This is a genomic window from Larkinella sp. C7, from assembly GCF_006149005.1.
Classification (GTDB): domain Bacteria; phylum Bacteroidota; class Bacteroidia; order Cytophagales; family Spirosomataceae; genus Larkinella.
Map to the genome: position 1 here is coordinate 1 of NZ_VBSL01000106.1, position 547 is coordinate 547.

At 44.6% G+C, this 547-nt stretch carries 1 protein-coding gene; it reads right to left on the reverse strand.

What is annotated here, in order from left to right; genetic code table 11:
* A partial coding sequence (locus FH871_RS34585; protein ID WP_305036621.1) for a Tex-like N-terminal domain-containing protein occupies positions 1-547 on the reverse strand: 547 nt, incomplete at both ends.

Genomic DNA, 547 nt, shown 5'->3' on the forward strand with positions numbered 1-547 from the left:
ATCAATATAGGAATTTCTGGTCTTAAAACGAGCCTCATAGAAACGAATAATCTTGTCCATATGATGCTCAAAGCCCACCTTGAGTGCGCCCAGCTTTTCCCCACGATTGAGGGCTAAAACTCGATAGCCCTGAAAATCTTTGATTTTTTCCGAAAAATCGTAGTAGATTTGGAAGACCTGCTTATCATCCAGACTGGCATCCTTGAGGATGGAAACCAGCAGGCTGTAGTTCCAAATTTCATTATAGGTCCAAGAGCGCAGTCGATTATCTTCTGACAGCACCTCAATTAAAATATCAAGGGAACCAGCTAGAGCCTTATCGGCTGTTGGAAAACCTTCACTAACAAAGTTAGCAGCCTGAGCTTCTAAATCCGGAACATTTTGCAAAATCAGCCGTGTCAAATCAGCTAAGCCAGCCTCCCGAGCAAGGGTAGCCTTGGTCCGACGTTTTTCCTTGTAGGGTAGGTAGAGTTCTTCTACCTCAGCTAATTTACCAGCAGCTTGGATAGCTTGCTTAAGCTCGGGAGTCAACTTCCCTTGCTCTTCA